Consider the following 856-nt stretch of genomic DNA (forward strand, 5'->3'; position numbering starts at 1 on the left):
AAAGTAAATATGGCGCGCCCTGAGAGATTCGAACTCCCGACCTTTTGATTCGTAGTCAAACGCTCTATCCAGCTGAGCTAAGGGCGCAAAAATTTTGGAGCGGACGACGGGAATCGAACCCGCGACCCTCGCCTTGGCAAGGCGATGCTCTACCGCTGAGCCACGTCCGCAAACAAGTGGTGCGCGTGAAGGGACTTGAACCCCCACGTCTTACGACGCCAGATCCTAAGTCTGGTGCGTCTGCCATTCCGCCACACGCGCATAAAACTAATAAAAGTGAGCCATGAAGGACTCGAACCTTCGACACCCTGATTAAAAGTCAGGTGCTCTACCAACTGAGCTAATGGCTCGCAATTGGCAGGGGATATAGGATTCGAACCTATGATGACGGAGTCAGAGTCCGTTGCCTTACCGCTTGGCGAATCCCCTACAATAGATACCTATATAATGCCCACAATCTCCCACAAATATCAAGAAAATTATGGTGGAGGCTGAGGGGTTCGAACCCCCGACCCTCTGCTTGTAAGGCAGATGCTCTCCCAGCTGAGCTAAGCCTCCATATGTATGGTGACCCAAAAGGGGTGAAACTCAGGGAATTCTCATCCCATCAAAAATTGGTGACCCGTATGGGATTCGAACCCATGTTACCTCCGTGAAAGGGAGGTGTCTTAACCCCTTGACCAACGGGCCTCAGTAAATCTGTGGAGCTCTCAACCGGATTCGAACCGGTGACCTCTTCCTTACCATGGAAGCACTCTACCTGCTGAGCTATGAGAGCATGGCTCCCCGAACAGGACTCGAACCTGTGACAACTCGATTAACAGTCGAGTGCTCTACCAACTGAGCTATCAGGGAA

At 51.6% G+C, this 856-nt stretch carries 9 tRNA genes; all 9 read right to left on the bottom strand.

The window, feature by feature from the left end:
* Window positions 1-10 precede the first annotated feature (10 nt).
* The 9 genes from GC101_RS00150 to GC101_RS00190 all read right to left on the bottom strand — a co-directional run bounded on the left by GC101_RS00150 (window position 11) and on the right by GC101_RS00190 (window position 855).
* Window positions 11-87 (bottom strand) — tRNA-Arg (locus GC101_RS00150).
* Between the two features lie 8 nt (window positions 88-95).
* Window positions 96-170, bottom strand: a tRNA-Gly gene (locus tag GC101_RS00155).
* Between the two features lie 7 nt (window positions 171-177).
* Window positions 178-261, bottom strand: a tRNA-Leu gene (locus GC101_RS00160).
* Window positions 262-277: 16 nt separating this feature from the next.
* A tRNA-Lys gene (locus GC101_RS00165) sits at window positions 278-350 on the bottom strand.
* Window positions 351-355: 5 nt separating this feature from the next.
* Window positions 356-429 (bottom strand) — tRNA-Gln (locus GC101_RS00170).
* Window positions 430-482: 53 nt separating this feature from the next.
* A tRNA-Val gene (locus tag GC101_RS00175) sits at window positions 483-558 on the bottom strand.
* A 57-nt stretch (window positions 559-615) separates the two neighbouring features.
* Window positions 616-690: transfer RNA gene (locus GC101_RS00180), tRNA-Glu, on the bottom strand.
* A 12-nt stretch (window positions 691-702) separates the two neighbouring features.
* A tRNA-Thr gene (locus tag GC101_RS00185) sits at window positions 703-778 on the bottom strand.
* A gap of 1 nt (window position 779) precedes the next feature.
* Window positions 780-855: transfer RNA gene (locus GC101_RS00190), tRNA-Asn, on the bottom strand.
* Window position 856: the final 1 nt, after the last annotated feature.

Origin of the sequence: Paenibacillus phytohabitans, assembly GCF_013141775.1 — a bacterium.
Classification (GTDB): Bacteria; Bacillota; Bacilli; order Paenibacillales; family Paenibacillaceae; genus Paenibacillus_AQ; species Paenibacillus_AQ phytohabitans.